Annotated in this window: 21 protein-coding genes; 8 read left to right on the top strand and 13 right to left on the bottom strand. The window is 66.7% G+C overall.

The window, feature by feature from the left end; all coding sequences use genetic code 11:
- Window positions 1-6: 6 nt before the first annotated feature.
- The 3 genes from MAY35_RS17015 to MAY35_RS17005 form a co-directional block, all read right to left on the bottom strand.
- Window positions 7-843, bottom strand: a complete 837-nt coding sequence (locus MAY35_RS17015; RefSeq protein WP_238422487.1) for a carbohydrate ABC transporter permease — start codon at window positions 841-843, stop codon at window positions 7-9.
- Window positions 844-956: 113 nt separating this feature from the next.
- Window positions 957-1,871, bottom strand: coding sequence for a carbohydrate ABC transporter permease (locus MAY35_RS17010; protein WP_238422486.1), 915 nt, complete (start codon window positions 1,869-1,871; stop codon window positions 957-959).
- 109 nt (window positions 1,872-1,980) lie between these two features.
- Window positions 1,981-2,595, bottom strand: coding sequence for a TetR/AcrR family transcriptional regulator (locus tag MAY35_RS17005; RefSeq protein WP_238422485.1), 615 nt, complete (start codon window positions 2,593-2,595; stop codon window positions 1,981-1,983).
- A 64-nt stretch (window positions 2,596-2,659) separates the two neighbouring features.
- On the opposite strand from MAY35_RS17005, the gene kstD reads away from it, so the two are divergent.
- Window positions 2,660-4,333, top strand: a complete 1,674-nt coding sequence (gene kstD / locus MAY35_RS17000; RefSeq protein ID WP_238422484.1) for a 3-oxosteroid 1-dehydrogenase — start codon at window positions 2,660-2,662, stop codon at window positions 4,331-4,333.
- Here kstD and MAY35_RS16995 read toward each other — a convergent pair.
- The 10 genes from MAY35_RS16995 to rpsH form a co-directional block, all read right to left on the bottom strand.
- Window positions 4,319-6,406 carry a bifunctional lysylphosphatidylglycerol flippase/synthetase MprF gene (locus tag MAY35_RS16995; RefSeq protein ID WP_238422483.1) on the bottom strand — a complete coding sequence of 696 codons (2,088 nt, stop codon included), beginning with the start codon at window positions 6,404-6,406 and terminating at the stop codon, window positions 4,319-4,321. The genes kstD and MAY35_RS16995 overlap by 15 nt on opposite strands.
- 88 nt (window positions 6,407-6,494) lie before the next feature.
- On the bottom strand, window positions 6,495-7,292 hold the full coding sequence (gene map / locus MAY35_RS16990) for a type I methionyl aminopeptidase (RefSeq protein WP_238422482.1): 798 nt from the start codon (window positions 7,290-7,292) through the stop codon (window positions 6,495-6,497).
- Window positions 7,293-7,330: 38 nt separating this feature from the next.
- A complete protein-coding gene (locus MAY35_RS16985; protein WP_238422481.1) occupies window positions 7,331-7,885 on the bottom strand; it encodes an adenylate kinase in 555 nt (184 codons plus the stop codon).
- The gene (gene secY, locus MAY35_RS16980) at window positions 7,882-9,210 is read right to left on the bottom strand and encodes a preprotein translocase subunit SecY (protein ID WP_238422480.1); all 1,329 of its coding nucleotides are present in this window, start codon (window positions 9,208-9,210) and stop codon (window positions 7,882-7,884) included. Before secY ends, MAY35_RS16985 begins: the two co-directional genes overlap by 4 nt.
- A 205-nt stretch (window positions 9,211-9,415) precedes the next feature.
- Complete coding sequence (gene rplO, locus MAY35_RS16975) at window positions 9,416-9,856, bottom strand: 50S ribosomal protein L15 (protein ID WP_238422479.1); 441 nt, start codon at window positions 9,854-9,856, stop codon at window positions 9,416-9,418.
- On the bottom strand, window positions 9,853-10,038 hold the full coding sequence (gene rpmD / locus MAY35_RS16970) for a 50S ribosomal protein L30 (protein ID WP_058251976.1): 186 nt from the start codon (window positions 10,036-10,038) through the stop codon (window positions 9,853-9,855). The genes rplO and rpmD overlap by 4 nt, the downstream gene beginning before the upstream one ends.
- Window positions 10,039-10,040: 2 nt before the next feature.
- Complete coding sequence (gene rpsE / locus MAY35_RS16965; RefSeq protein ID WP_238422478.1) at window positions 10,041-10,691, bottom strand: 30S ribosomal protein S5; 651 nt, start codon at window positions 10,689-10,691, stop codon at window positions 10,041-10,043.
- A 46-nt stretch (window positions 10,692-10,737) separates the two neighbouring features.
- On the bottom strand, window positions 10,738-11,142 hold the full coding sequence (rplR, locus tag MAY35_RS16960) for a 50S ribosomal protein L18 (protein WP_238422477.1): 405 nt from the start codon (window positions 11,140-11,142) through the stop codon (window positions 10,738-10,740).
- Between the two features lie 3 nt (window positions 11,143-11,145).
- Window positions 11,146-11,682, bottom strand: coding sequence for a 50S ribosomal protein L6 (rplF, locus tag MAY35_RS16955; protein WP_238422476.1), 537 nt, complete (start codon window positions 11,680-11,682; stop codon window positions 11,146-11,148).
- 13 nt (window positions 11,683-11,695) lie between these two features.
- Entirely contained in the window at window positions 11,696-12,094 is a 399-nt protein-coding gene (gene rpsH, locus MAY35_RS16950; RefSeq protein ID WP_010842213.1) for a 30S ribosomal protein S8, read from the bottom strand.
- A gap of 273 nt (window positions 12,095-12,367) precedes the next feature.
- On the opposite strand from rpsH, the gene MAY35_RS16945 reads away from it, so the two are divergent.
- From MAY35_RS16945 to MAY35_RS16915, 7 genes are all read left to right on the top strand, one after another.
- Window positions 12,368-13,450, top strand: coding sequence for a sorbosone dehydrogenase family protein (locus MAY35_RS16945; protein WP_238422475.1), 1,083 nt, complete (start codon window positions 12,368-12,370; stop codon window positions 13,448-13,450).
- A gap of 326 nt (window positions 13,451-13,776) precedes the next feature.
- A complete protein-coding gene (locus tag MAY35_RS16940; protein WP_238422474.1) occupies window positions 13,777-14,118 on the top strand; it encodes a cupin domain-containing protein in 342 nt (113 codons plus the stop codon).
- A 128-nt stretch (window positions 14,119-14,246) separates the two neighbouring features.
- Window positions 14,247-17,966 carry a nitrate reductase subunit alpha gene (locus tag MAY35_RS16935; RefSeq protein ID WP_238422473.1) on the top strand — a complete coding sequence of 1,240 codons (3,720 nt, stop codon included), beginning with the start codon at window positions 14,247-14,249 and terminating at the stop codon, window positions 17,964-17,966.
- On the top strand, window positions 17,966-19,657 hold the full coding sequence (narH, locus tag MAY35_RS16930) for a nitrate reductase subunit beta (RefSeq protein ID WP_238422472.1): 1,692 nt from the start codon (window positions 17,966-17,968) through the stop codon (window positions 19,655-19,657). Before MAY35_RS16935 ends, narH begins: the two co-directional genes overlap by 1 nt.
- Window positions 19,654-20,319 carry a nitrate reductase molybdenum cofactor assembly chaperone gene (gene narJ / locus MAY35_RS16925; RefSeq protein WP_238422471.1) on the top strand — a complete coding sequence of 222 codons (666 nt, stop codon included), beginning with the start codon at window positions 19,654-19,656 and terminating at the stop codon, window positions 20,317-20,319. Before narH ends, narJ begins: the two co-directional genes overlap by 4 nt.
- Window positions 20,320-20,327: 8 nt before the next feature.
- A complete protein-coding gene (gene narI, locus MAY35_RS16920; protein ID WP_238422470.1) occupies window positions 20,328-21,077 on the top strand; it encodes a respiratory nitrate reductase subunit gamma in 750 nt (249 codons plus the stop codon).
- Window positions 21,074-22,285 (top strand): NarK/NasA family nitrate transporter, encoded by a 1,212-nt coding sequence (locus MAY35_RS16915; protein ID WP_238422469.1) that lies wholly within the window; start codon window positions 21,074-21,076, stop codon window positions 22,283-22,285. The genes narI and MAY35_RS16915 overlap by 4 nt, the downstream gene beginning before the upstream one ends.
- Window positions 22,286-22,326: the final 41 nt, after the last annotated feature.

Raw genomic sequence — 22,326 nt, 5'->3', positions numbered from 1 at the left:
GCGCGGTCAACCCTTGACCGCCCCGGACGTCAGGCCCTTGATCATGTGTCGCTGCAACGCCAGGAAGATGGCGAGCATGGGCAGCATCGTGAGCACGGTGGCCGCCATGACCGGACCCCAGTTGGTCAGCCCGTCGCTGTTCTGCAGCTGGGTGAGTCCGACGGGCAGGGTGGCGACGGTGTAGTCGTCGGCCATGAGGAACGGCCAGAGGTACTCGTTCCACTCGTTGACCAGTGTGATCGTCGCGAACGCGACCATCGTCGGGATCGACAGCGGCAGGACGACGCGGGTGAGGAGTCGGAAGTGCCCGGCCCCGTCCATCCGTGCGGCCTCGATGATCTCGGGTGGCAGCGAGAGAAAGTGGTTGCGCATCAGGAAGGTTCCGAAGGCGACGCCCGCGAGCGGGAGGATGATGCCGATAAATGTGTTGCGGAAGCCGAGTTGGGCGACGAGTGCGTAGTTCGTGATGACCGTGATCTGGTTCGGGACCATCAGCGCCGCGATGATGACGACGAACACCACGTTCTTTCCCGGAAACCGCAGGAACACCAGGCCGTAGGCGCTGAGCACGCCCAGCACGAACTTCGATGCGCCGAGGATTCCGGTCACGATGACCGAGTTGCGCAGAAAGGTCCAGAAGGGCACCGACGTCGTGGCCTCGGAGTAGTTCTCGGGACGCCACGCCGACGGCCACCAGACGGCCGGCTGCACGTAGATCTCGGTGCGATCTTTCAGCGAGGCCAACAGGATCCAGATCAGCGGCAGGGCGATGATCACCAACACCACCGCCATCGCGGCGTATCCACAGGCGTCGGCCACCCGTCGTCGGGTGGCCGGGGGCATCCTCGGCACGTCGGGGTGTCCCGGCCTCCTGGCCGACGAAGTCGGAGTCGATGGCTTTCCGGTACTCATCTGCGGGGCATCGGCTTTCGCAACCGAACCGGCGACGACGGGCCTCATCGGGTACCTCGATCCATCATGCGGACCTGGACGACGGTGATGACCAGGAGGACGACGAACATGACCGTTGCGACCGTGGCACCGTAACCGGCCCGGAAGTTGACGAAGCTCTCCTCGTACACCTGGTAGACCATCGTCGTGGTGCCGTTGCCCAGCGGCCCGCCGCGGGTCATCACGTTGATGATGTCGAACACCTGTAACGAGTTGAGCAGCACGGTGATCGACAGGAAGAAGGTGGTCGGACGCAACTGTGGAAGCAACACCTTGCGGAAGTACGTCCACCATCCGGCACCGTCGACCGCCGCCGCCTCGTCGAGGTCGGAACGCTTGCCCTGCAGGGCCGCCAGGTAGATCACGAACGTGTACCCGAGGTTCTTCCAGATGTAGGTCACCGTGATCATGAACAACGCCCAGTGCGGTTGCTGGTAGAAGTCCGGCGCGGTACCGAGTCCCAGACGTCCCATCATGTCGTTGATCAGCCCGAAGCTGGGGTCGAAGACGAACTGGAAGGCGATCCCGACGGCCGCACCGGACAGCACGAACGGCGCAAAGGCCGTCGACCGCACCAGATTGCGGCCGCGCAGCTTACGGTCGAGCAGCAGAGCCAGACCCAACCCCGCGATCATGCTGCCCGCAACGGCGGCCACGGTGAAGATGACCGTGTTGGACACGATCACCCGCGTATCGGCATGGGTGAACCACTCGATGTAGTTGTCCAGACCGATGAACGTGGCCCCCGACTGGGCGATATTCCAGTCGTAGAACGACATCCGTACGTTCTCGACGAGCGGACGATAGGTGAAGACCGCGAGCAGGATCAGGTTGGGCGCGACGAGCAACAGGAACAACCCGTAGCTCCGCCAGGGGCGTCTGCCGGTGGCGGGCAGGACATGTTCGTCGACCGATGGCACTGGCGAAGTTTCGCCGTAGGAGACGACCGGATGGTGAACTCAGGCAGCGACTCCGGTGAACGATGCCTTCACAACCGACGCTTCGGCACCAGTCGAACCCGTGGTGACGTCACGCCTCTTGTGCTCCCTCAGCAAGGATCGAGGCGGCCAGGGCCGAGTCGATGACGTCGAGCAGGGAGACGGTCTCGTCGTCGCTCGTCAGCCAGCGCTGGTAGGCGTACTCGACGATGGCGAGCACCATGCTCACCATCACCCCCGGGCGTAAGTCGACGGCCGTGTCGAGCGACATCCGTTCCCCCGCCAGGCCGATCAGTCTCGCTCGATCGTCGGACCCGATCAGCGCCACCCTCGCGATGACCTCGGGGACGTCGGCCACAACCGCTCGCCACTTCCGCATCTCCACGGCATCGACGTCCGCCGTCTGCGTACGGACCGCCGCGATGAGTGCATCGGCGAGGCCCAGTTCCTCGGCCTGCGACGCGAACCCGGCGACGATGGCCGCACTGCTCGCACGAAGCGGACGCAGCAGCAGATCGTCTTTGGTCGGCACATATCGGTAGTAGGTGCTCGGCGAGATGCCGGCGGCGCGTGCGATCTCCTCGCCCGTCACCGCCGCGTACCCACGTTCGGCGAACAGACCCAGTGCGGCGGCGTCGATGTCCCGCCGCACCCGTTGCCGCTGTTTCGCACGTAATGACGACGCCATGGCACGCCATGATGCCATCTTGTGCGACCTGGACCCAAAGTGATAGTTACTGTCATATGGACTCATACTGTCAGGAGAACGCATGAGCAATGTAGACGTGGACATGATCGTCGTGGGATCGGGCGCGGGCGGGATGGCCACCGCCATCACGGCAGCAACACACGGGCTCTCCACGGTGATCCTGGAGAAATCGCGGTTCTGGGGTGGTTCGACCGCGCGGTCGGGGGGAGGCGTGTGGATACCCGGCAACGATGTGTTGCGCGCGCACCTCCCGCCCGCCGATGCCGAGGCCGCCCGTGCCTACCTGTGCGCCATCGTCGGTGACGACGTCGACCGACGCCGTATCGACACGTTCATCGATCGGGGCGGCGAAGCCCTACGCCACCTGACCGAGAACTCCGGTCTCGACCTGGAGTGGGTTCGCGGCTATAGCGACTATCTACCGGAGGAATCCGGCGGCTCACCCGACGGACGTTCCTGCGAGCCCCGGCCGTTCGACGCCCGACGCCTCGGCGACGACCTCGCGACACTGCAGCCGTTCTACACCCGAACGCCACTCAATGTGGTTGTCCAGCAGTCCGACTACCGCTGGTTGAGTCTCGGTACGCGACATTGGCGGGGGCCCGTGCGAGCGCTCCGGGTGGGCGCTCGCACCGCTGTGGGCAGAGCTCGCGGTGCCAGACTGCTCGGCCTCGGCGGGGCACTGGCGGGCTCGCTGATGCTGGGTGTGCGACGGGCCGGCGTACCCGTACACCTCCAGACCGCGGCGGAAAAACTCACGATGGTCGACGGTCGAGTGGCGGGCGTCGTCTGCGCGGACGGTCGGTCGTTCACGGCCCGACGCGGCGTCGTGCTGGCGAGCGGCGGGTTCGACCACGACGCCACGATGCGCGCACGCCACCACCGACCGCCCGCGGGACCCGAACTGTCCCTCGGTGCCGACACCAACACGGGCGACGGCATCCGGGCGGCGATGGCCGCAGGGGCAGACACAGCGTTGATGGACGACGCGTGGTGGGCGCCGTCCATCCCCTTGCCCAAGGGGCCATGGTTCGCGCTCGCCGAGCGGTCTCTTCCCCGCAGCATCATGGTCAACGGCTCGGGGAAGCGTTTCATGAACGAGTCGTTGCCCTACGTCGAGGCAACACATCGCATCCTCGGGGGCCACCACGGGCAGGGCAAGGGACCCGCCGACAACCTGCCCTGTTGGCTCGTCTTCGACCAGACATACCGAAACCGGTACATGTTCGCGGGGAAACCGGCGCGAGCGACGCTGCCCGCCGCCTGGTTCGACAGCGGCGCGGTGAGTTCGGCGGGATCGATCACCGAGTTGGCGACGGCCATCGGGGTTCCGCCGGACGCCCTGGCCCGGACCGTCGGGACATTCAACCAGTTTGCCTCCGCGGGGCACGATCCCGACTTCGGGCGGGGAGAGTCCGCCTACGACCGGTATTACGCCGATCCCGCCAACCGACCCAATCCCAGCCTCGGAGAGCTCACCACCCCGCCCTTCTACGCGGCCCGGATGGTTCCTGCCGATCTGGGAACGAAGGGCGGCATCGTGACCGACGAGGATGCCCGGGCCCTCACCGCGGATCGGCGTCCGATTCCCGGCCTGTATGCGGTGGGCAATGCCTCGGCCGCGCTCATGGGCCACACGTACGCGGGCCCGGGTGCAACCATCGGTCCGGCACTCGTCTTCGGGTATCTGGCGGCACTGCACGCCGCCGGCTCAGCGGGGTCAGTCGTGTCCTGACGCCGCCAGGCGGACGAGCTGGCCGGCCGTCGCGTCCGGTAGGTACGCCCTCGACACCGCGAGACCGATTCGGGGAAGGTCGGATTCGTCCCGGAACGCGAGGTACACCGGCTCGTACCGCGGATTGAACTTTTTCTTGAACGTGTGCAACGACCGGAATCCGTAGTAGGGCTCGAGGGCCGCCCCCAAGGTGTCGAGAAGTTTGTCCAGCGGTTCCGCGTCCGACTCGCCCGTGCGTGCCAGCGGCGCTCCCGACAGTGAGATGAACTGTGCTCCCTCGTCTTTGAAGGCGACCGCCGACGACGCGATGAGATATTCGACGACCGGCCCGAAGCCGTCCGTCCGTCGTCTCATGATGTCGAGCGTCCAGCCTGCCACCTCGCCGCCGGGCGCATACACCGGCAGCCACGACAGCACACCGTGCACATTGCCTGCTGGGTCGACCGCAAGCGCGACCCGCACGGCGGGGTCCATCGCCTCCTCGACGCTGCCCAGGGTGAAGCCCATCTCGGGCAGCCCCTTGTCCCCCACCCATTCCTCCGAGATCGCACGCACCTGCGTCCGGACGGCGAACGACTCCTCGGACAGCGACACCATCCGCGTCGAGATTTCCTGTTTGGTCGCCTTGTTCATCGCCGATCGCACGTGTTGCCACGGTTTGCCCTTGAACTCCAGTCCCGGCAGGTCGACGATCGTGTCCTCGGCGATCTGCACGCTGAGCCAGCCGCGTTCGGTGACGATCTCGGAGGTGGCCGACCCGATGGAGAACCAACACGGCGTCGTACCCGAACTCTCGGCGAGGTCGACGAAGGCCCCGACCGCGTCTCGCAACCGTTCGGGCGCACAGACCGGATCCGCCAGCGCCAGCATGGTTCCGACGTGCTTCTGGTAGGTCACCACGGCCTGACCGCCGAGGTCACCTTCGGGCCCGGTGAACTGATAGCTGTTGCCGGGCCACGTCGTCATCCACGACATCGTGCCGCCGCCGTGGGTGCGCAACAGTTCTCGGACCCGTTCCACCGGATCGTCGTCGTCACCGACAGTGCCCACCTGCCGCACCCGCCATGGCACGGCGAACGCGAACCGCCCCGGGATGAGGATCGCCAGCACGAGCACCCAGAGAAGCGTGGTACCGAGGGTGACGGCACCCTCGGTCGACACGTCGGTGAAGATGACGAGGAACAGCGCCAGCACGGTCACGATGACGTTCAGCGCGCCGATCACCACGGCGACCCACCAGGCCCATCGTTTGCCACGGCGCAACTGGTCGGCGATGAGAAGGTTGACGGCCAGGCCGATCAACATCGTGAACACCGAGTCGTCGCCGGAGTCCGTCGGCCCCAGGGGACCACTACCGGGGAAGAGGAAGACCAGCAGGTTGGCGCCGGCGATCACCAGAAGCGCGGCGCATCCGAGCATCCGGACCTCGCGCCGGGTGCGCGGCATGAACCCACGCTCGTTGGTCGCGAAGTACTTCTCCCCGACGACGAGCATGATCGCCGCTGCCACAACGTATTCGACTGACGCCAGGGTCCCCTGGAAGAGGAAGGCGATGGCGACGACCGCCCCGGTGAGCACCCGAACACGTAACCGCCACGGCGACCGCACCGTCGCCGAGGCCACCGCGACCGCCGACACGACGAACGCGCCGACGCCGGTCGCGCGCGACTCGGCGAGCTCCTCCGCCCACCGCCACGAGGTCACCTCCGAGGAGAGGAGCCAGAGCAGCAGCACCGTGACGAAGCAGGCGACCAGGTGGCCCGCAAGGCCCACCAGGACCGCCTTCACGGTGCCCAGTTGCCACTCGGCCCAGCCCATTCCGACGACCACGGCGAGCACCGCCACCACGTACAGCCACGGCCCCGGTTCGACGAACGCCGAACTCAGCGGCGTCCACCACTTCCCCTCGCGCAACGCCGGCAGCCCGAAGGCCACCTCGCGGTACCAGGACTTGTCACTCGCCCGGCCCCACATCGAACCGGTGGCGACGCCCACCACCACCAAGGCCACGGCGAGGGCGGCGGTGAACGGGAGTCGGCGCACGGCGGTGAGCCACGACACGTCAGAACGCATGGTCAACGGTACGACGACACAACCTGCAGAGTGCGGTGTTCGTACCGGTTTCCGGGACGGATCCCGCCTTCGGTGACCGGGAGTGGACTCAGGCGGGACGCGGAGTGAGGATTCGCGGTCCGTCCGCGGTGACCGCGACGGTGTGTTCCCAGTGGGCGGAGCGGGAACCGTCGTCGGTGACGACGGTCCAGTCGTCGTCGAGAACCGAGGTGTCCTCGGTACCGAGCGTCAGCATCGGCTCGATGGCCAGAGTCGAGCCGATCACGAGGGTCGGTCCCTTGCCGGGCTCACCCTCGTTCGCGAGGAACGGCTCCATGTGCATCTCGCGGCCGATCCCGTGTCCGCCGTAACCGTCGACGATGCCGAACGGCCGGCCGAACTGCTTCTCGGCGGCTCGGGTACCCAGTTCGATCGCGTGCGAGATGTCGGTGAGGCGTGCGCCGTCGACCATGGCGGCGATCCCCGCCTCCATCGACAGCCGCGTCGCCTCGGACAGGTCCGCGTCGGCGCTCGACAACTCACCGACCCCGAACGTCCAGGCCGAGTCGCCGTGCCAGCCGTCGAGAATCGCGCCGCAGTCGATGGACACGAGATCGCCCTCGGCGAGAACGACATCGGCCGACGGGATCCCGTGGACCACCACCTCGTTCACCGAGCTGCAGATGGACCCGGGAAACCCGTGGTAACCCTTGAACGACGGAACCGCGCCGGCTCCGCGGATGACGGACTCGGCCACTTCGTCGAGGTCGAGCGTGCTCACCCCGGGCCGTGCCGCGTCGCGCACCGCCACCAGCGCGGACCCGACGATCGCGCCGGCTGCGGCCATGGCGTCGAGCTCGCCCGCGCTGCGGAACGGCACGACACGCTTGCGCTTACGAAAACCCATGCGTTACAGCGATTCCCCGGTTGACAGATTGCGCCGTGTCAGGAGACGCCGGCGCCGAGTGCGCTCAGCACGCGCTGGTGAACGCCCTGGATGTCACCGACGGCGTCGATGGTCTTGACCTGGTCGCCGTAGTAGGCGAGCAGTGGCGCGGTCTCGCGGGTGTAGACGTCCATCCGATTGCGGATGACCTCTTCGGTGTCGTCGGCGCGGCCACGCGCGAGCATGCGCTCGACCACCACGTCGGTGTCGACGACGAACGAGAGCACCGCGTCGAGCGAGGCGTCGAGGTTCGCCAGGATGTCGTTGAGCGCATCGGCCTGCTCGGTCGACCGCGGGAACCCGTCGAGGATGAAGCCCTTGGCCGCATCCGGCTCGGCCACACGCGCACGCACCATGTCCACGGTGATCTCCGAGGGGACGAGGTTGCCCGCGTCGAGGTACTTCTTGGCCTCCACGCCGACGGCGGTGCCCTGGGAGATGTTGGCGCGGAAGAGATCGCCGGTCGAGATGTGGGGAATCCCGAGTGCTTCGCTCAGGAGTTCCGCCTGGGTGCCTTTACCTGCTCCGGGCGGGCCGAGGATGACAAGTCTCACTTCAGGAACCCTTCGTACTTGCGTTGCATCAACTGACTGTTGATCTGTTTCATCGTGTCCAGACCCACGCCGACCATGATCAGCACGGCCGTACCACCGAACGGCAGGTTCTGGACGTTGCCGCTGTTACCGATCTCGAGGAACAGGTTCGGGAGTACGGCGATGATACCGAGGTAGATCGAGCCCGGCAGAGTGATACGGCTGAGCACATATCCGAGGTATTCGGCGGTCGGGGCCCCGGGCCTGATGCCCGGGATGAATCCACCGTACTTCTTCATCTCGTCGGCACGTTCCTCCGGATTGAACGTCACCGCCACGTAGAAGTACGTGAAGAAGATGATCATGAGGAAGTAGACGGCGATGTAGACACCGTTGCTGGGATCGGTCAGGTACCGCGTGACGTACTCCTGCCACGTCGACTGCGTCCCATCGGGATTGCGCGTCAGCTCGACGATCAGCTGCGGCAGGTACAGCAGTGACGAGGCGAAGATCACCGGGATGACGCCGGCCTGGTTGACCTTCAGCGGCAGGTACGTCGACGACCCGCCGTACATCTTGCGGCCCACCATGCGCTTGGCGTACTGGACCGGGATGCGGCGCTGGCCCTGCTCGATGAACACGACACCGGCGACGATGATCAGTGCGGCGACGCAGACGAGCGCGAAGACGAGGCCGCCGCGGCTGCTGAGGATGGTGCGACCTTCGGCAGGGATACGGGCGGCGATACCGGCGAAGATCAGCAGGGACATGCCGTTGCCGATGCCGCGCTCGGTGATGAGCTCGCCGAACCACATGACGACACAGGCGCCGGCGGTCATGACGAGCACGATGACGGAGAGTCCGAAGATGCTCGAATCGTTCAGGACCTCACCGCTTGTCGCACAGGACTGCGGGAGGAGCTGACCACGATCGGCGAGGGCAACGATGCCGGTCGACTGCAGCAACGCGAGGGCGACGGCGAGATAGCGCGTGTACTGCGTCATCTTGGCCTGCCCGGCCTGGCCCTCCTTGCGGAGCTGCTCGAACCGCGGGATGACCACGGTGAGCAGCTGCACGATGATGGCCGCGGTGATGTACGGCATGATGCCGATCGCGAACACCGAGAGCTGGAGCAGTGCTCCACCGGAGAACAGGTTGATCAGGGAGTAGACCGAACTCGACTCACCCGACGAGACCTCGTCGAGACACGCCCGCACGGCCTGGTAGTCGACGCCCGGAGACGGGACCGTCGCGCCCAGCCGATACAGGATGATGATGCCGAGAACGAAGAGGATCTTCTTCCTCAGGTCCGGCGTCCGAATGGCCGCGAAGAGGGGGGAAAGCACTAACTCCTCCTAGGAACGACCACGCGAGGCGTACGTCCCGGGTCGTGGGCGACCCGGTCCCCGTGTGCTCGGCAATCGACGATGATCTTGGGATGCGGCGATCTCGGGCGGATGCGGCGGGACAACGACTGCGACTCTAACAGTCACGCCGAAACGCCCCGGTCGGGCGGCAGCTCAGCTGCCGCCCGACCGCGGTGTGTTCCGTCTAGAGTTCGGTGACGCTGCCGCCGGCAGCGGCGATCTTCTCCTTGGCGGAAGCGGTGAACTTGTCGGCGGTGACGTCGATCTTGACCGACAGGTCACCGTCGCCGAGAACCTTCACCAGCTTGTTCTTCCGAACGGCGCCGGCAGCGACGAGCTCGTCGACCCCGATGGTGCCGCCCTGCGGGAACAGGCGGGCGAGATCGCCCACGTTGACGACCTGGTACTCGATCCGGTTGCGGTTGGTGAAGCCCTTGAGCTTCGGCAGCCGCATGTGGATCGGCATCTGGCCACCCTCGAAGCCGGCGGGCACGTTCTTACGTGCCTTGGTGCCCTTGGTGCCGCGACCTGCGGTCTTGCCCTTGGACCCCTCACCGCGACCCACACGGGTCTTGTCGGTCTTCGACCCCGGAGCGGGGCGAAGGTGATGGAGTTTGATGGTCATGCTTGAACCTCTTCGACTGTCACGAGGTGACGAACCGCGTTGATGAGGCCGCGGTTGATCGGCGTGTCCTCGCGGGTGACGGTCTGGCGGATGCCCTTCAGTCCGAGGGTCCGCAGGCTGTCACGCTGGTTGCTCTTGGTACCGATGGTGCCCTTGACCTGGGTGATCTTCAGCTGAGCCATGATCAGACCCCCTGTCCTGCACGAGCGCGGAGCATACCGGCCGGAGCGACGTCCTCGATCGGCAGACCACGACGGGCCGCGACCTCTTCGGGACGCTGCAGCATCTTGAGCGCCGCGACGGTGGCGTGCACGACGTTGATGGCGTTGTCCGAGCCGAGGCTCTTCGCGAGGACGTCGTGGACGCCCGCGCACTCGAGCACGGCACGCACCGCGCCACCGGCGATGACACCGGTACCGGGGCTGGCCGGGCGCAGCATGACCACACCGGCGGCCGCTTCACCCTGAACCGGGTGGGTGACGGTGGCGCCGATCATCGGCACGCGGAAGAAGTTCTTGCGAGCCTCTTCGACGCCCTTCTGGATCGCGGCCGGAACTTCCTTGGCCTTGCCGTAGCCGACGCCGACCATGCCCTGGCCGTCGCCGACGACCACGAGAGCGGTGAACGAGAAACGACGTCCACCCTTGACCACCTTCGAGACGCGGTTGATGGTCACCACGCGCTCGAGCTGGTTGCGATCCTGGTCGCGGCCGCCACGGTCGCGACGGTCACGACCGCCGCCACCGCCACGGCGATCGTTGCCGCCGCCGGCGTTGTTCTGGTTGTTGTCGTTACCGGCGGGTCCGTTTCCGCCGTCACGCTGACGTCCGGGCATCAGAGGTTCCCTCCGGTGTTGTGGATATAGCTGGTGAAGATGGTCATCAGAAGCTCAGGCCTCCCTCGCGGGCGGCGTCGGCGAGCGCGGCGATCCGGCCGTGGTAGTCCTTGCCACCGCGGTCGAACACGACGGCGTCGACACCGGCAGCCTTGGCGCGGGCGGCGATCAGTTCGCCGACCTTGGCAGCCTGCGCGGACTTGTCGCCGCCTGCGGCACGCACGTCGGCCTCGATCGACGATGCGGCGGCCAGCGTCTTGCCGGCCAGGTCGTCGATGAGCTGCACGTGGATGTGGCGCGAGCTGCGCTTGACCGCGAGACGCGGACGAGCGGGGGTGCCGCTGACCTTCTTGCGGAGACGGAAGTGACGGTTGGCGGTCGCCTTACGACGACGCGTCGAGACGTCCTTGCCGACCGGCTTGCGCACTGTCTTGGTAGCTGAATCACTCATGGCTTACTTACCCGTCTTTCCGACCTTGCGACGGATCTGCTCACCCTCGTAGCGAATGCCCTTGCCCTTGTAGGGGTCCGGACGACGCAGGCGGCGGATGACCGCCGAGATCTCGCCGACTTGCTGCTTGTCGATACCCGAGACCGAGAACTTCGTCGGGGACTCCACGGCGAACGTGATGCCCGCCGGGGCCTCGATCGGCACGGGATGGCTGTAACCGAGCGCGAACTCGAGGTCGCTGCCCTTGGCCTGCACGCGGTAACCGACACCGAAGATCTCCATCTTCTTGGTGTAGCCCTGCGTGACGCCGACGACGAGGTTGTTCACGAGCGAACGGCTCAGGCCGTGCAGCGCGCGGCTGCGACGCTCGTCGTTGGGGCGGGTGACGACAACGGAGTTGTCCTCCTTGGCGACCGAGATGGGCTCGGAGACGGTGAGCGAGAGCTCACCCTTCGGGCCCTTCACGGTGACGTTCTGGCCGTCGATGGTGACGTCCACGCCAGCGGGGATCTCGATGGGGTTCTTTCCGATACGCGACATGTTGTTACCTCCCCTACCAGACGTAGGCGAGGACTTCGCCGCCCACGCCCTGGTTGGCTGCCTGGCGATCGGTGAGCAGACCCGACGACGTGGAGATGATGGCCACGCCGAGGCCGCCCAGAACCTTGGGCAAATTGGTGGACTTTGCATACACCCGGAGACCGGGCTTGGAGACGCGGCGCAGGCCGGCGATGGAACGCTCACGGCTCGGGCCGTACTTCAGCGAGACGACGAGGCTCTTGCCGACCTCCGCGTCTTCGGTGCGGTAGTCGGTGATGTAGCCCTCGCGCTTGAGGATCTCGGCGATGTTCACCTTGATCTTCGACGAGGGCAGTGTCACCTCGTCGTGGTACGCCGAGTTGGCGTTACGCAGACGCGTCAAGAAGTCTGCGATCGGGTCAGTCATGGTCATGGGTGACCGTCAACCTTTCTCGTAGCGGTTCCCATACAGCGCCGGACGCGGGGACATCCCCGTGACCTGCGGTGGGCCTTCCACGAAGTGGATAGTTGTTTCTGAAGGTTCTCGCCGCCGATGCCCTTGGCTTTTCGCCGGCACCGGAGACTATTCAGTTGTGTCCCGGACACCTGAGGTGCACAGGCAACCGGTCTAGTGTAGGGAATCCGCAGCGTAGACCCAAATCGACGCCGACAGCACACCCTCCGCGGTTCGGGCACCATCGAGGGTATGGACCGCCGACAGTTGCTCAGAAGCGGACTCCTCGGAGCTGGGCTGGTCGCGGGTACCGCGCTGGTGTCCGGGTGCACCGAGCCCGACCCGCCCCGTACCGGCGCACCCGACGCCGGCTCGCCCGACCCGGCAGGACCCGAGGTCATCGCGTCGGGACTCGAGGTCCCGTGGGCGATCGCGTTCCTCCGCGACGGAGACGCACTGGTGACCCAGCGCGACGCCGCGACCGTGGTCCGGGTCTCCCCCGGTGGCGACGTACGGACCGTGGGGGATGTCGCCGACGCCGCGCCGCGGGGTGAGGGCGGTCTCCAGGGAATCGCCGTCGCACCGGGCGACGACAGCGTCGTGTTCCTCTACTACACCACCGCCGGCGACAACCGGCTGGTGCGAATGGATTTCGACGGCACGCGGCTGACCCGTCCGCGGACGCTGATCAGTGGGCTCGACGCCGCCTACAACCACCACGGCGGCGCGCTGCTGTTCGACGCCGACCGCAGTCTGTTCGTCGCCGTCGGCGACGCGGCGGTACCGGAGGTGGCCCAGGACGTCCGGGCACTCAACGGCAAGATCCTGCGCGTGGACCGCGACGGGCGGCCGTGGCCGGGCAATCCCTTCGACAACGAGGTCTGGTCCTACGGCCACCGCAACGTCGAAGGGCTCGCCCTCGACGCGTCGGGGCGCCTCTGGGCGAGCGAGTTCGGCCAGAACAGTCGCGACGAGCTCAACCTGATCCGCCGCGGCGGCAACTACGGGTGGCCCGAGGTCGAGGGCGAGTCCGACGATCCGCGGTTCGTCTCCCCGGCAGCGGGGTGGACGACGGACGAGGCCTCGCCGGCCGGACTGGCCATCGTCGGCGGGCGCGCGTACATGGCCGCACTGCGAGGCCGACGCCTGTGGGAGATCCCTCTCGACGGCGACACGGCGGGAGCACCGACCGCCCGGTTCACGGGCGACTACGGCCGGCTCCGCGCGGTGGCGGCCGCGCCCGACGGTTCGGTGTGGTTCGGCACGAGCAACAGGGACGGACGCGGCCGGCCCACCGGTTCCGACGACCGCCTGCTCCGCATGCGTCCGGCCTGACCCGGCAGAGGGTCTCGCCTGTCCGAGCACGGGTCCCGGACGCAGTTGGCAGACCTTCGACAGAATGCGATGGGGTACAGCACCTCGGCATATGTTTCCATCCATGTCGCGGTGTCCGCATCTGATCGTGGACATCTTTCGGAACGCATTCGAGAAATCGTCTCTTCGGTCGGGCGTTCACGAAACCACAAAGTGCCGTCCTCGGCTTTTCGCACTACTCGTGTGCGCTATTCCCGGCCTCGGCGAGACCGGCCGGTGAACAACGAACCGGCCTCGATCGACCCGAACGACGTGTCGGCTCCCGCCGGCGGTGCCATGGTGGAACAGTGAATTCGACCCACTTGCCCGAACTCGTCGATCAACTCCTGTCCTCAGCGCGCGAGGCGTCGAGCCGACGCGCGTCGCATACGTTGCACGGCAACTCTTCTCGACATCTCCGGCAGACCGTCATCGCCCTGACCGCCGGTGCGGCGCTGTCCGACCACGAGAGTCCCACCGAGGCCACCCTGCATGTCCTGCGCGGTCGCGTCGTCCTCACCACCGCAGACGGCGATCCGGACGGTTCCTGGAAGGGAGCAGAGGGCGATCTCGTGACGATTCCGTCGACACGTCACGGATTGACCGCCGAGGAGGATTCGGCGATCCTGCTGACCGTCGCAACCCGGTGATCGGGCCGGTCCGGTTCGTGTTCTCCATATGTGCGACGAATGTATTCTCCGGAAACATTCTGCGCCGCACTTGATCGACTTTTCGATTCGCAAAGAAAATCCGGCACGTCGTCCGTAGGGTGACGCACATGGCCCGGTCTGACGACATCCAGGGCACTGCAGCCACAGCCCTGCTGAACATCGGAAAATTCTTCACCCGCTGGGACGAGACGGACGATCGCCGCGCGGTCTTCCGCGAGGGCGGCCGCGCCGGCGACGTGTTCTACCGCGACCGGTGGAGTCACGACAAGATCGTCCGCTCGACCCACGGCGTCAACTGCACCGGATCGTGCTCGTGGAAGGTCTACGTCAAAGACGGGATCATCACGTGGGAAACCCAGGAGACCGACTATCCGTCGGTCGGTCCGGACCGTCCCGAGTACGAACCGCGCGGGTGTCCACGCGGGGCCGCCTTCTCCTGGTACACCTACTCACCCACACGCGTGCGGCATCCGTACGCCCGCGGTGTGCTCGTCGAGATGTACCGCGAGGCGAAGAAGCGCCTGCAGGATCCCGTCCTGGCCTGGGCTGACGTGGTGGGCGATCCGCTGCGCCGCCGTTCTTACCAGCAGGCGCGGGGCAAGGGCGGGCTCGTCCGCGTCTCGTGGGACGAGGCCATCGAGATGGCGGCCGCCGCACACGTGCACACCATCAAGACGTATGGCCCCGACCGTTGCGCGGGCTTCTCCCCCATCCCCGCCATGTCGATGGTCAGCCACTGTGTCGGCACCCGCTTCATCCAGCTCATCGGTGGCGTGATGACGTCGTTCTACGACTGGTACGCCGACCTCCCGGTGGCCAGCCCGCAGGTGTTCGGCGACCAGACCGACGTTCCCGAGTCCGGCGACTGGTGGGATGCGACCTACCTGATGATGTGGGGATCCAACGTTCCCGTGACGCGGACCCCGGACGCGCACTGGATGGCCGAGGTGCGTTACCGCGGCACCAAGGTGGTCTCGGTCAGCCCCGACTACGCCGACAACACCAAGTTCGCCGACGAATGGCTACCCGCGCAGGCAGGTACCGACGGCGCCCTCGCGATGGCGATGGGCCACGTCATCCTCACCGAGTTCTTCGTGCAGCGCTCGACCGGGTTCTTCGACGACTACGTGCGCCGCTACACCGACCTCCCGTTCCTGATCCATCTCGACGAGCAGGGGGACGATCTCCCTGGGCGGTTCGTCGCAGGCAAGTTCGTCACCGCCGACGAGCTCGACGCGGGAGGCCGGGTGTCCGCCGGCGAAGACGTGTGGAAGACCGTCTTCTGGGACTCCGAGCAGGACCGGCCGGTGGTTCCCAACGGTTCGATGGGGTTCCGGTATGCAGAGTCCGGCAAGGGGCGGTGGAACCTCGACCTCGAGGACGCACGCCCAGCGCTGACGTTGCTCGGCGACGCGGCCGAGTACGTCGAAGTCGCCTTCCCCGTCTTCGACGCCCCCGACGGCAGCGGCGCCGTGGTCCGGCGAGGTGTCCCCGCGCGGCGCATCGGCGGGCGGCTCGTCACGACCGTGTTCGACCTCATGCTCGCGCAGTACGGCGTCGCCCGGGACGGGCTCCCCGGCGAGTGGCCCACCGGCTACGACGACGCGTCGGCGCCGTACACACCGGCGTGGCAGGCCGAAATCACCGGCGTCCCGGCGGCTGCGGCGATCCGGGTCGCACGGGAGTTCGCCGCGAATGCCGAGGAGTCGCAAGGCCGCTCGATGATCATCATGGGCGCCGGGATCTGCCAGTGGTTCCACGGCGACGCCACCTACCGGGCGATCTTGTCCCTGTTGATCCTCACCGGCTGCATGGGCCGCAACGGCGGCGGCTGGGCGCACTACGTGGGGCAGGAGAAGTGCCGTCCGATCACCGGCTGGATCTCGCTGGCCAACGCACTCGACTGGACGCGGCCGCCACGGACCATGACGGGGACGTCGTACTGGTACATGCACACCGGGCAGTGGCGCAACGACGGCTACTCGACGTCGTCACTCGCCTCTCCGCTCTCGCGCGGCACGATGGACCACGAGCACACGGCCGACGCGATCGCCCAATCCGCGCGGCTCGGCTGGATGCCCTTCTATCCCCAGTTCTCGACCAACCCGCTCGACGTCGCCGACGAGGCAACCGCGGCCGTGGACCGCGGCGAGGCGACCGACGCCGCCGCCTACGTCGCCGAACGACTGCAGAACGGCGAACTGACACCCGCCATCACCGATGTCGATGCTCCGGAGAACTGGCCGCGCACCCTGGTGCTGTGGCGGTCGAACCTGCTCGGCTCGTCGGCGAAGGGCAACGAGTACTTCCTTCGCACTCTGCTCGGTACCCACCACAACGTGCTGGGCACCGAGAACCCCGACACCCCACGGCCGAGCGAGATCCGTTGGCATGACGACATCCCCGAAGGCAAGCTCGACCTGCTGCTCTCCGCGGACTTCCGGATGACGTCGACCACGCTGCTGTCCGACATCGTGTTGCCCGCCGCGACCTGGTACGAGAAGCACGATCTGTCGTCGACGGACATGCATCCGTTCGTCCATGCGTTCACCCCGGCGATCGACCCGCCATGGGAGGCCAAGTCCGACTTCGACCTGTTCCACCGTCTCGCACGCAAGCTGTCCGACCTGGCCCGAACACATCTGGGGACACGTCATGACCTCGTGAGCGTGCCGCTGCAGCACGACACCCCCGGCGAGGTCGCGCAACCACACGGTCGGGTTCTGGACTGGCAACGGGATGGCGTTGCCGGCCAGCCTGGCCGGAACATGCCCAACTTCAGTGTGGTGGAACGGGATTACACCGCGATCGCGGACAAGCTGGCGTCCATCGGACCGCTCGCGGACAAGCTCGGCTTCACCGTCAAGAACGTGACCTACCCGCTCGAGGAGCAGACACGCAAACTCGCCGAGTCCAACGGCGTGATGCTCGGCGGGGCCGGCGACGGACGACCGGCGATCGACACCGACGAGAAACTCGCCGAGGCGATCCTGACGTTGTCGGGGACCACGAACGGTGAACTCGCAGTGGCCGGCTTCGAACAGCTCCAGCAACGCGTCGGGTTCCGCCTCGACGATCTGGCCCGCGGGTCGGAGGAGAAGCGGATCCGCTTCGCCGACACCCAGAAGGCACCCGTGCCGGTCATCACGTCGCCGGAGTGGTCCGGATCGGAGACCGGGGGTCGACGGTACGCACCCTTCACCGTGAACATCGAGCGGCTCAAGCCGTTTCACACCCTCACCGGGCGGATGCACTTCTACCTCGATCACGACTGGATGATCGACATGGGCGAGTCGTTCCCGATCTACCGTCCGCCACTGGACATGCACCGCCTGTTCGGTGAGCCGAAGCTCGGCGCCGACGGGTCGCGGGAGATCACGGTCCGGTACCTGACCCCGCACTCGAAGTGGTCGATCCACTCCGAGTACCAGGACAACCTGTTCATGTTGTCGCTCTCGCGCGGCGGTCCGATCGCCTGGTTGAGCCCACAGGACGCCGCCTCGATCGACGTCGCCGACAACGACTGGATCGAATGCGTGAACGCCAACGGTGTTTTCGTCTGCCGCGCGATCGTCAGCCATCGCATGCCGGCCGGGGTCTGCTACGTCCACCACGCCCAGGAACGCACGATCGACGTCCCGAAGTCGGAGGCGACGGGCCGCCGTGGCGGCATCCACAACTCGCCGACCCGGTTGCTGGTCAAACCTACCCACCTCATCGGCGGGTACGCCCAGTTGTCCTACGCCTTCAACTATCTCGGGCCGACCGGCAACCAGCGCGACATGGTGTCGACCATCCGCAAACGCAGCCAGGAGGTGACGTACTGATGCGGGTCATGGCCCAGGTCGGGATGGTGATGAATCTCGACAAGTGCATCGGATGCCACACCTGCTCGGTGACCTGCAAGCAGGCCTGGACCAATCGGTCCGGAACCGAGTACGTGTGGTTCAACAATGTCGAAACGCGCCCCGGACAGGGATATCCGCGGCGTTACGACGACCAGGACACCTGGCAGGGCGGGTGGGTGCTCAACCGCAACGGCAGGCTGCGGTTGCGGGCAGGCGGCCGGATCCGAAAGCTGTTGACCCTGTTCGCGAGTCCGGTCCAACCGACCATCGAGGACTACTACGAACCCTGGACCTACGACTACCAGACCCTGATCGACGCCCCGCTCGGCGACGACTTCCCCGTCGCCCGTCCGAAATCGCTGCTGACCGGCAAGGACACCAAGGTCACCTGGTCGGCGAACTGGGACGACAATCTCGGCGGCGCACCCGAACTCGCCAAGCGCGATCCCATCGTGGAGAAACTGCGTCGCGAGTCCGAGGACGCCGTGAAGTTCGGGTTCGAGCAGACGTTCATGTTCTATCTGCCGCGCATCTGCGAACACTGCCTGAACCCGTCGTGCATGGCGTCGTGCCCCTCCGGCGCGATCTACAAACGCAGCGAGGACGGCATCGTGCTCGTCGACCAGGATCGCTGTCGCGGCTGGCGGCAGTGCATCACGGGTTGTCCGTACAAGAAGATCTACTTCAACCACAAGTCCGGCAAGGCCGAGAAGTGCACGCTCTGCTACCCGCGCATCGAGGTCGGGCAACCCACCGTCTGTTCCGAGACGTGCGTCGGACGACTTCGCTACCTGGGCATCTTTCTGTACGACGCCGATGCCGTGACGGCGGCCGCGTCGACCCCGGACGAACGCGATCTCTACGAGGCCCAGCTCGACCTGATGCTCGACCCCGACGATCCCGACGTGATCGCCGCGGCCCGTCGAGACGGCATCCCGGACGACTGGCTAGAGGCCGCCCGCCGATCCCCGGTGTACGCGCTGGCCAAGAAATACCGCGTCGCACTCCCCCTGCATCCGGAGTACCGCACCATGCCGATGGTCTGGTACGTCCCGCCGCTCTCGCCGATCGTCGACCTGCTGGCCGAACAGGGTCACGACGCCGAGGGCGCGGGCACCCTGTTCGGTGCCATCGAGGCGCTACGCATTCCCGTGGAGTACCTGGCCGAATTGTTCACCGCCGGTGACACGGCCGTCGTCGACACGGTGCTGCGCCGCCTGGCCGCCATGCGCTCGTACATGCGCGACGTCACGTTGGGCCGCGAGCCCGACGCCGGCATCCCGGCCGCGGTGGGGATGACCGAGGAAGAGATCTACGAGATGTACCGCCTCATGGCCATCGCGAAGTACGACGACCGCTACGTGATCCCGACCGCGCATCTCGAGCAGGCCGAGAAGCTCGACGAGATGGGCTGTTCACTGGACTACGACGAGGGGCCGGGCATGTTCGACTCCTCACCGTTCGGCGAGGCCAGCGGACGCCCGGCTCCGGTGTCGGTGGAGACCTTCCACGCGCTCAAACAGCGTCAGAACACCGACACCGCGGCCGGCGAGCGCGCGATGGCGGGCCGGACGAACCTGCTCAACTGGGATGGGAACGGCGCCCCGCCCGGCCTCTTCCCCGAACGCATCCCGCGCGCGTCGACGACGCCGGGCGAGGAGACGCGATGAGAGACCTACGGGTCTTCGATCGACGACCGCGGACGACGGCCGAGCCCAGCGTGATCCGGTTGGTCGCGTCCTGGTGCCTCAGCTACCCCGACGACGAAGTGCTCGGCCGCGTCGAGCTGATGCGCGCAGCCCTCGACGAGCAGGACGATCCCCGCGCGACCGAACCGCTGCGGCAGACCATCGATCACCTCGACGGCGGCGAACCGGACGCGCTGCGCCGCAGCTACATCGATCTCTTCGATCTCTCCAAGCGGCACACGCTCTACCTGTCGTATTGGTCCGACGGCGACACCCGTCGGCGGGGCACCTCGCTGGGCGAGTTCAAGCAGGCCTACCGCGACAGCGGTTTCCTCGTCGACCTGCACGGCGAGCTGCCGGACCATCTGCCGATCGTGCTCGAGTTCAGTGCGCGCGCCGACCCGGCCCGCGGCGTCGAACTACTCGAGAAGCACCGCGCGGCAGTGGAGTTGATCCGGTTCGCGCTCCTCGACGCGGATTCGCCGTACGCCGGCGCGGTGCAGGCCGTCTGTGCGACCCTGCCCACCCCGTCCCCGCCCGACAGGGCCGCGGCGATGGCCATGTGCGGCCCCCCGAAGACCGAGACGGTGGGCCTGGAACCCTTCGATCCCCGACTGTTGCCGATCAACCCGACCCGAGCGTGAGGTGACCCGTGGACATCTTCCTGTGGGGCGTGGTTCCCTACGCGACGCTCGGACTGCTCATCGGTGGAACCATCTGGCGCTATCGCTACGACAAGTTCGGGTGGACGACACGGTCGTCGGAGCTCTACGAGTCCCGGCTGCTGCGGATCGCCTCGCCCCTGTTCCACTACGGCGTGCTCGTGGTGATCATCGGCCACGCGATCGGACTGCTGATCCCCGAGTCGTGGACCGAGGCCATCGGCGTCTCGGAGACCGTTTACCACTGGGGCGCGGGCGGTTTCGGACTGCTCGCCGCGGTCGCGACGCTCGTCGGGGTCGGCATGCTGGTGTACCGGCGACGCACGGTGGGGCCGGTGTTCATGGCGACCACGCGCAACGACAAGGCGATGTACCTCGTGCTGGTGACCGCGCTGCTGGTCGGCACCTACATCACCCTGATCGGGACCCTCGATCCCCATGCCGAGGGGGTGAACTACCGCGAGACGGTGTCGCCGTGGTTCCGGTCGCTGTTCGTCCTGCAGCCCGACGTCTCGGCGATGGCGGAGGCGCCGTTGCGCTTTCACGTGCACATCCTCATCGGGATGCTGCTCTTCGCGATGGTGCCGTTCACCCGGTTGGTGCACATCTTCACCGCGCCCGTGCACTACCTGTTCCGTCCCTACATCGTGTACCGGAGTCGCGACCAGAGGTCGATGCCGGGCAATCAGCCGTACCGCCCGGGATGGGCGCCCGTCGGAGTGAAGGATCGTGATCGATGACCACCGAGACCACCGCCACGCCGCCCTCCGTCGCCGCCGGGCAGACCAGGAACCTGGTCCTGGCGACCGTCGCCTTCGCGATCAGCTTCTGGGCCTGGAACCTCATCGGCCCGCTGGGGGTCGTCTACACCGACCAGCTCGACCTGAGCGCCACCCAGAAGTCGATCCTCGTCGCCATCCCGATCCTGGTCGGCTCGCTGGGCCGGATACTCACCGGCGCACTCACCGACCGGTTCGGCGGACGCCTGATGTTCACCGTGCTGCTGGTCGTCACGATCCCCTTCGTCCTGTTGGTCGCAGCCGCCGGACACTTCGCCAGTTATGCCCTGCTCCTCGTGGCGGGGTTCTTCCTCGGCATCGGCGGGACGACCTTCGCGGTCGGGATCCCGTTCGTGAACGCCTGGTACGACAAGTCACGTCGCGGGTTCGCGACCGGCGTCTTCGGCGCAGGCATGGGCGGAACCGCGTTGTCGGCCTTCTTCACCCCGCGTTTCGTGTCGTGGTTCGGGTATGTCGCGACGCACGTCATCATCGCGGTCGCGCTCGCGGTGGTCGCCGTGATCTGCTGGCTGTTCATGCGCGACTCACCCAGGTGGGCAGCGTCCCACGACTCGGTGGTCCCCAAACTGATCGGTGCGGCCAAACTGCCGATCACCTGGCAGCTCGGATTTCTCTACGCAGCCGCATTCGGCGGCTTCGTCGCGTTCAGCACCTATCTCCCGACGTACCTGAAGGACGTATACGACTTCGATCTGCAAGCAGCGGGTACCCGGACAGCCGGCTTCGCGATCGCCGCGGTCATCGCACGTCCCCTCGGCGGCATCCTCTCTGACCGCTTCGGGCCACGCATCATCACGGTGATCTCGTGCGGCGGCGCCGCGGTACTCGCCGTCTGGATGATCACCAAACCACCGGTCGAGATACCGGCGGGTATCGACTTCGTGCTGATGGCCGTCTGCATGGGCCTCGGCTCGGGCTCGGTCTTCAGCTGGGTCGCCCAGGCCGCTCCTGCCGAACGGGTCGGGTCGGTCACCGGGATCGTGGGCGCACTCGGCGGGCTCGGCGGCTTCTTCCCCCCGATGCTCATGGGTGCGACATACGACGCGGCCACCCACAGCTACACGATCGGCCTCGCCCTGCTGGTCGTCTTCGCGACCTGCGCGGCACTGTTCACGGTGTTCGGCATCCGGCAGCGCGCCGACACCTGACCGGAGTCCGTTGGAGACGATGACACTCGACCCGTAGAAGC

Origin of the sequence: Gordonia sp. 'Campus' (genome assembly GCF_022206305.1) — a bacterium.
Lineage (GTDB): Bacteria > Actinomycetota > Actinomycetes > Mycobacteriales > Mycobacteriaceae > Gordonia.
Note: the sequence above shows the minus strand (reverse complement) of the source record. Positions and strands in the feature narration are given on the sequence as shown.